This window comes from Lactobacillus gigeriorum DSM 23908 = CRBIP 24.85 (assembly GCF_000296855.1).
GTDB classification, from domain to species: domain Bacteria; phylum Bacillota; class Bacilli; order Lactobacillales; family Lactobacillaceae; genus Lactobacillus; species Lactobacillus gigeriorum.
The window spans coordinates 1-7,685 of sequence record NZ_CAKC01000006.1 but is presented as its reverse complement, the minus strand read 5'-3'; the positions used below and the strand labels follow the sequence as shown (position 1 = coordinate 7,685).

Annotated in this window: 10 protein-coding genes; 1 reads left to right on the top strand and 9 read right to left on the bottom strand. The window is 34.2% G+C overall.

What is annotated here, in order from left to right; translation table 11 throughout:
* The 7 genes from BN52_RS00845 to BN52_RS00815 form a co-directional block, all read right to left on the bottom strand.
* Positions 1–422, bottom strand: a 422-nt coding sequence (locus BN52_RS00845) for an AAC(3) family N-acetyltransferase (protein ID WP_040473278.1), incomplete at its 3' end; no start/stop codon positions are given.
* Positions 423–675: 253 nt separating this feature from the next.
* Complete coding sequence (locus tag BN52_RS00840) at positions 676–1,986, bottom strand: phage integrase SAM-like domain-containing protein (protein ID WP_236698479.1); 1,311 nt, start codon at positions 1,984–1,986, stop codon at positions 676–678.
* Complete coding sequence (locus BN52_RS00835; RefSeq protein WP_040473277.1) at positions 1,974–2,171, bottom strand: hypothetical protein; 198 nt, start codon at positions 2,169–2,171, stop codon at positions 1,974–1,976. Before BN52_RS00835 ends, BN52_RS00840 begins: the two co-directional genes overlap by 13 nt.
* A complete protein-coding gene (locus BN52_RS00830; RefSeq protein WP_008472153.1) occupies positions 2,131–3,153 on the bottom strand; it encodes a Rep family protein in 1,023 nt (340 codons plus the stop codon). The genes BN52_RS00835 and BN52_RS00830 overlap by 41 nt, the downstream gene beginning before the upstream one ends.
* Positions 3,154–3,311: 158 nt before the next feature.
* On the bottom strand, positions 3,312–3,824 hold the full coding sequence (locus BN52_RS00825) for a hypothetical protein (protein WP_008472152.1): 513 nt from the start codon (positions 3,822–3,824) through the stop codon (positions 3,312–3,314).
* Between the two features lie 10 nt (positions 3,825–3,834).
* Complete coding sequence (locus tag BN52_RS00820; RefSeq protein ID WP_241762022.1) at positions 3,835–4,785, bottom strand: ATP-binding protein; 951 nt, start codon at positions 4,783–4,785, stop codon at positions 3,835–3,837.
* Positions 4,786–4,900: 115 nt separating this feature from the next.
* Positions 4,901–5,278: a hypothetical protein gene (locus tag BN52_RS00815; RefSeq protein WP_008472150.1), complete on the bottom strand. Its 378-nt coding sequence runs from the start codon at positions 5,276–5,278 to the stop codon at positions 4,901–4,903.
* Positions 5,279–5,475: 197 nt separating this feature from the next.
* On the opposite strand from BN52_RS00815, the gene BN52_RS00810 reads away from it, so the two are divergent.
* A complete protein-coding gene (locus tag BN52_RS00810) occupies positions 5,476–6,288 on the top strand; it encodes a hypothetical protein (protein ID WP_157685028.1) in 813 nt (270 codons plus the stop codon).
* A 231-nt stretch (positions 6,289–6,519) separates the two neighbouring features.
* Here the strand turns inward: BN52_RS00810 and BN52_RS00805 are convergent, their stop codons facing one another.
* Both BN52_RS00805 and BN52_RS00800 read right to left on the bottom strand, forming a co-directional pair.
* On the bottom strand, positions 6,520–6,873 hold the full coding sequence (locus BN52_RS00805) for an ArsR/SmtB family transcription factor (RefSeq protein ID WP_008472148.1): 354 nt from the start codon (positions 6,871–6,873) through the stop codon (positions 6,520–6,522).
* Between the two features lie 16 nt (positions 6,874–6,889).
* Entirely contained in the window at positions 6,890–7,507 is a 618-nt protein-coding gene (locus tag BN52_RS00800; protein WP_008472147.1) for a CadD family cadmium resistance transporter, read from the bottom strand.
* Positions 7,508–7,685 lie beyond the last annotated feature (178 nt).

Here is a 7,685-nt window from a genome sequence, read left to right as displayed (position 1 = left end):
CATATTGCTTCTGCATCCTTACCCCAAGCACACATTGAATATAGTGGATGGTTGCTTCGCTTAACACCGCCACTAGTTCTGAAGTACTCAGGCGTACGGCCGATCATATGGATTGGCGTCTTTTCCGCATTATACGGCAGAATTGTAGCTCTGATTTTCTTTTGGGCGGCAACTGTAGCAGGCGGTTCACCCCATTCACTAGGATCGGACAGGTCATTAGTTTGAGCAGCCATTATGATATTTCCTTGAGCTACTAGTTCTTTAAGCATTTTGACGATTTCATATTCACCACCGGGGATATAGCCGAAAGCACTTAAAGACGTATGCACGATGCAAGTGTCAGTGGGCTTGATATATTTTTCTAGAATTGCTTTTATTTCGTTTGCACTAGTGACGTGGTCTATGATTTTGTCTGTGGTCATTTCTTGCTCTTTTCTATTTAATGTAGAATTGTTCATATCCTACTACAAAATTGTAACTCACTTTACAACGCTAATTTTAGAAAAAGTAAGTAGCCCTTTCAACCGACAAAAAAGACAACCAGTTAAACTGATTGTCTTACATGATCTTGATAAATGCTGACTAGAAGCGCAGAGGTTTTAGCCAACACCCTTGATATATCAATATTTTTAATAGTCACAATACTTGCAAAGTGCAAATAAAGTGCATTTTTAACTAACAATTCCAAAGTTGAGAATTTTCTTTATAAGATTCACGATTTTCCTTTACATAAGTTGAAAGAAAAACTTGAATAGTATTTCCCATTCTTTGGCAAGCATACATATTAGATATGCGATTATCATTACCTAGTAAACTGCTTAAATAAACTCTCAAAGAATACAAAGCTAAAATTGAATCTTTCTGTTTTTCAATCCCTGCATTCTTACAAACAGCTTTTAATTTTTCATTTAAGCTCTTTTGTGTTACCGGTAATTGGTTATTTGAACTAATTGATTTATAATTATGTAAGTTCAGAAAGATGTATCCCGATGTATTTTTTAAACCATATTCATCGAGGTACTTTTTTTGTTTAATCTGAAAATCTTTAATCAAATCAATTACTTCAATATTCTTAATTGGCAAACAATACCTATAAGCGCCTTTTGGTCTGTCTTTCAAAGAACCATTAGGCTTTTTTTCTTTTTCTGACCAACTATCATCGATTTTAAAAGTGTAAGAACCCTCATACTTTACTAGTTGCTCAAACTTTAACACTTGTAACTCTTCTGGTCGTAATCCCAGATAAGTATCTACAATTAAAGCTAACCTAGATACAGAGTTAGCAATAGTAGCTCCTTTATACTCTTTAAGTAATTCTTCCCTCAACGCACTAATTTCATCTTTAGAAAATAAGTGCCACTTCCTACCGGTACTAAAATCAGACTGCTTAAAGAACAACTTAAGGTAACCTCTAGGAATTGGATTAACACTTAAAACCGCCTTATCCAAAAGAAAAGTTAAGAATGTTCTAAAGTGGGCCAAAGTTACATCTATTACAGTACTCTTTTTAACGCTTGCTTTAGGATGATTCTTAAGATACCAATGCCCAAAATCATTAAAGAAGTGCTGGTCAACATCTCTTAGCTGAATATCTACTTTCTTTTCTTGTTCAAGGTATTCATTTAACAAAGTTAATGAATATTTCCAGCTTCGATTTGTTGTCGCAGTAATAGACTGTGCCTTTTTCTCAACAAATTTAGTATATTCAACCAGAAACCTTGATTCATCAGTAATACTTGGCAAACCATTCTTATAACTTGAATATTTAACTTTTAAATCAATTTCCAACTTTTGTGCTTCAAGTTTACTACTAGCCCTTCTAGTAACACTCTTACGCTTACCATTAATCATTGGTTGAATTCTAACTGACCAAAGACCTTTATATTTGCCCTTTGAAATTTTCTTGATCATATTTAAACCTCTTTTATAAAAAAGAGCGGAATAATGATCTACTACATTATCCGCCCTCTTAATTATTTTGTCCAAATCTTTTCTTGGCGATAGCCTGCATTTCTCAACCAGACAATCACTTCATCGACTAAATAATAAGGTCTTCCGCCTGGTAGTTGATGATAAGGCATACCTGCTTTACGGAACTTATACAGAAGAGTTGTACTAATCCCCAATGTCTTACATAAATCCTTGCCATTCATCATCTTGACCAAATTCATCTGGCATCACCTCTTTCATAAATTCTGACGTTATATGTATAGCGTGTATTCTCCGCTTCAATTGATCGAAAGTATCAATTTGATAATTATTGACTTTACAATACTCGTAGAAATCATCGGGCGAATATGGCGACGTTATGATCAACATTTTCAAATTTAATTTAAGATCATGGTATCGACGAGGTGCCGACTTATCATGCTGGTAAGGATCTGTAATCCTTAAAAGATCAGCATAGCTAAACTCGTTAGGACGCAAATCATTAAGTATTACAAAGGATTCCCCGTGATAATCCTGGAAGTAGTCACGGCTTGAACCCAGTTTTGCCGTTTCTTTACCTTGTGTTAAAAAATCAGCATATCTAGATTTACCAACGCCTGCCGCACCCCAAAGCCAGATAGTTTCTTGAGCATGACCTTCAAAGTCTTTTAAGAATTCTTCATGTTTTCTTTGAGCACGAATGTCATCAATCCTACTAATCCAAATATGATTTTTAGCGAGTTCCGCATCGCCCAATTTAAGCTCTAACTCATCACGATCAATATCACCGTTTCCATACTCTTTTATGACATTTTCAATTTGTTTAGCACCAGAAACCCTACTTTGAATTTCTGTGATCTTTTTCGCAAAATCGAAATTAGCAGTGACCTCACTAACATCGTATGGATATTTACCGTCCTTAACGGAATTCTTAGTAGCATGAATGAGGTAACCACATGCATTATTCCATCGATTATCCCAAATTTGTACCCTTTCCGGATCATCGTCAAAGATATTAGCTACAGTGCTTATTCTAGAGGAATGCTCGTAATGGAGAATTACGTGATAATGTTCTTCCACACCTTCATCCTTGTCGTGTTTTATAAATGCCCACTTAACATCAGCTCTAATGCCATTAAGAACTTCACTAAATTCCTCAGGCTTTACTTTCAAGTACTTCGTCTGTTGGACGTACATAAAATTATGCGATCTTAATTCTCCCAATTATTATCACCTCTCAAATATTGTCACAATGTCACGATATTAAAACGGCTAACAAACAAGCCCTTAGCCGTTGATATTAAAGGCTTTATAGCCTGTCACATTTGTCAAAGCCAGTCATCTTTTTTGACCTTGTAGGTCAAAGTGACTGGCTTAATCTATTAGTAAGCTTCACCTTTTAATATGTAGCAATTCCGATTGGCTATAATGTCACCAAAGCGATAACCACTATAATGGGTACTCAATAGTTCTCTAAATTCAGTTGAGTCAAGTCTTTTACGTACTTCACGTTGACAGTCAATAGTTTCATAAAGTTGCCACCAAGCTTTAGTCGGTACTCTGATAATTACTTGATTTTTGTGAAATCTAACCGTCGAGCCTTTAACTATCCAATTGACTTTGGACTCTAAAGTTTTAATGCCCTGGCTAGCTTCCACTTGTAACCAGCGTTGAACTTCATGTGACCTAATTGCATCAGACTTCCAGTACTTTACAATTCTTGAGAAACCCCAAATTGCTAATGCAATAATAAAGGCTGTTGCAATTGCACTGATCAAAAATTGGACGAAGCTTTCTAAATATTCTTGAAGCCAAATCAAAAAGTCAGGTTGTTGATTTTCTTCTAATATTTTTCTTAATGTCGGATTAAGAGTTTCAGTTGTTAATGTAATCATATTTTTCTCCTTAGCAATTAATAGTGGGCATAGCAATCGGCTGAACGCCTGTCCCGTCAATGTCGCATATTCCAATGCCTGGTCCGTTATATGGCATCATGATATGATCTAAATCCGGAAAGAGATAAGTAGTCGTTGAACTGTCAATTCTGCCTAGTTGTATACGGCATCGCATCTGCGATCTAATCGGTATTGGAAGAATATCATTACGAGGTACCTGCATCGATAACAGTAGATTTGTATATGCTTCTCTGCCTAGTAAGCTTATAAGCAACAATTGGTGAAAAAGTGCTTCAAGCTCTTTCTTTGTACCAAAGGCTTCAAGAGCTTCTAGCTCTTCAATAATGATCCAAGTTTTAGGCTGCTTAATTTCACCCGCATCTGAATCTACTTTATTTGAGTGCAAATATAGACTATTCTGCACTTCGAATATTCTTTTAACCTCTTTGGCAAGAAATTGAGTTACTCGAATTAGATACTCCTCTAATCGTTCATTTTCATTAGGCACAATCAAAGTTATCTCTGGATGTCCACGAGCCCACCGAGCACCAGCGCTCTTCTTTGGATCTATATATACAAGGTGGGTATTTGGTGTTCTTCTCAGAAATTCGCTTATTGCTTGAACGCTAAGGCTTTTACCGCTGCCAGAATTGCCACTAACGATGATTGAATTAACATTTGATGGGATCGTTAATCCGTTCATTAATGGTATTCCTTGGCTTAAGTCAAAAGACCTAACCATTTGATCCATATCACCTACCAAACGCTTAGCATATCCTTTTTTACTCGGGAAGAAGAAGCCACGAGCAGTAGATAAGGAACGTCCCTCAAGCGCTACAATGTGCATTTCATTAGGTCTAGGACATGTATATTCTGGCCATAGTGCTATCGAAATAATGTCATACAACTTGTAGTAATTTTCTTTGTTATAAACAAAGGCTGATGGTAGCGGAAAAACCACTATAATTCCTAACGGTGCTAATGACATCAATATAAGTAGCTGTTGAGTAAACGAAGAAAGCTCATCGGATAATACCGAGTTACATGCGTTCTCCAAATACTCACACGTAGTATTCCTAACGCCATGCATCGATGTGATCTCCTTTAACAGCAACGTTCGTAAAGATCCATTCTTTACCGTTATATGTAGTTTTGTTTGACCAAAATCTCAGCTGACCACCGACTACCTTGTAGCCACCATGATCAATAGTAAGTCTTTCACCAACTTCAACATTATCTGCGTTGCGTAACTTGAGTTGGAATTCTGCATCAGTGTTAAGACCTGTTGGATCTTCAACAATTTGAGCTCTAACAAAAGTAGGAAACTCTTTAACATCGGCTTTAGCTTTTGCGGTATCGTTATAAGCTTTTCTATTGCCAATTTCTAGGATCTTAATTTCTGAACCCATTAAGGCTCTGTTGCAATCAACTATTGTATTTAATTTTTTAACCATAGTTATTTTCCTTTCTGTAATGAAAAATTTTTTTATTTACAATATCTACACTACTTTGATCAGCTAAAAATTAGAATGAAGTACCTCTGTCCATTTTTGACAAAAATAAAAAGGTTGTTAGAAATGCTGAAAAGCATTGATCTATCAACCTTTTTTCTTTTGCGAATTTCATTTTTGCGTTTAAAACGTTAATATTTTTGACCCCTATTTTTACTTTAAGCTTATATCGATTAATCAAATTAACAAGAAAGGATTTAATAGCAGGCGCCTGCTTTGGTAATTTATTAATGCCAAAGCACAATAAAAAGAAATTAACAACAAATTTAGGCAAAGCAATTAAAAGTAAAGGATGGACTAATACTCAATTACGCGAGCATATTGACCAAGCATTAGCTAAACTAGGGTTAAAAGATGACGTCGATATTGAACCATCTGATGATTTAATTTCGAATTGGAAAAATTATAAGTTTCATCCAACTGATCCGACTATTAGAAAAGCTCTTTCAGTTGCATTAACAACTGATTTAGCTAAATTAACTGATTCAGTAAAATTAAACGAAGCTGCTGAAAAATATTATCAAATAGTAGCACCTAACGCCTATGTTCTTAATCTACTTGAGCAACGAATATTGGAGTTCAATCAAACTGTAGATAATAACTATTTGATATTAATGAAAGAACATTTTAAAAAGCGTACCCCCTTTACTACCATGCGGAATGAAGGAAGTTCGCACGCACGCTGGGAACAACTATTCGAAGCAATCTTTTTTTGCCAACTACAATACCATTGCCGGAGTTGTAATTTAGTTAGTTTAACGTTAACTACCAAGTTATATAATCAGTTAATGGATCCAAAAATATTACTTGCTTTAGTAAACACAGATCTATTAAGCAGAAATATCAAAGAATATGTAGACTCAACACCTGTGATCTATGACCGTTCTATTCAATTAATCGCAGTGAGAACATTATTAATGTCCATTGATGGCAATTATTTGCTTCTTGAATAAAAGAAAAAAACAAGTTGAAAAAAATCAACTTGTTTTTTTTATGTATTTAATTATTAAGATTTTCTAAAGCTAATTATGGTTAATATGTAACATTTTCAAGTATAACGGGAAATGTTACCCATGTGGTAGTTCTACTACTAACTTTTTTGACCAAGATCAAAATATAAATGTACGTTTTGTATCGATTTTTCGTGCAAAACAACCAATTTTGTAAAAATATTAATTACATCTTTATTTATTAAGTTGAGCAAATAATTCTTTCAAATCGTTATCTTTAATAAAGTAGTACACCATTTTCCCTCTTTTTTCACGACCTAAAATATTCTCGTCGTAAAGCTTTCTTAAATGGTGTGAAGCAGTAGCAATACTACAATCCAAAATATATGCAATATCACAAACACAGAGTGATTCTTGTGCAATCAATGAAAAAACGATTTTTAATTTCTTTTCATCAGAAATCTTAGATAATGCATAAAAGTATTTCTTTATATTTGGTTTGTCAAGAAAGTCTGAAACTTTTATCACTTTATCTGTTTCTACTAATGTTTGATCACAAGTGATATCAACTTTATCTAAAACGTCCATAAGATTACCTCACTCATTATTTAAATAAATTAATTATAAATTGAATTGATCCATTTTCAATTAAAACAGAACCGCCAATAAAAATATAGACGAATCCTATGAACCAACGACTATATTTTTCAAGAACCGCACCTATAGTAGGAGCATTAGCCAACTTTTGAGCAACAAAAACTAACAAGAAAATCATTATCAAAAATACAATCAAGGTTATCACCAAATTCAATGGTGTCAAACTAATGAAGTAGGGTACAAATAGTCCAATATTATCAGCCCCGCAACTTACGATAGTAATGAACATAAGAGTTCTTATTAAATTCATTTTATTATTACTATTCAGTTCCTTATTTGCTATCTTTTCACCATCGGAGTCACCAAAAATTAAAGCCTTTAATCCTAAAAATATAGGGATTATTCCAAGTAGTCCTAATAACCGCTTATCAGGAACATAATGCAATATAAAAGCAAAGAATAAACTAACTAGTATTAGAACATCAGATCCAAGGAATTGTCCTATATAAATGTCTCTAATACCTTTTTTGTCTTTAATTTTGGCAAAGAAGAGCATCAAAATTATTAATAAATCTATAGCGGTACTACTATATGTGATTGCACTGGTAATAATAGTTTTTAACATTTTATTTCGATTTCCTCCAAATAGCATTCAAATCTACATTTGAATATTATTTTGGAATATTTGAATCTAAATGTCAAGACATCTTTATTTTTTTCTTTAAAATAGAGTAGAGGGAGTTTAATTCTCGCCCCTCTCATTGCACCGGACGTACGGTTCCGTATCCGGCGCTACATTTGTA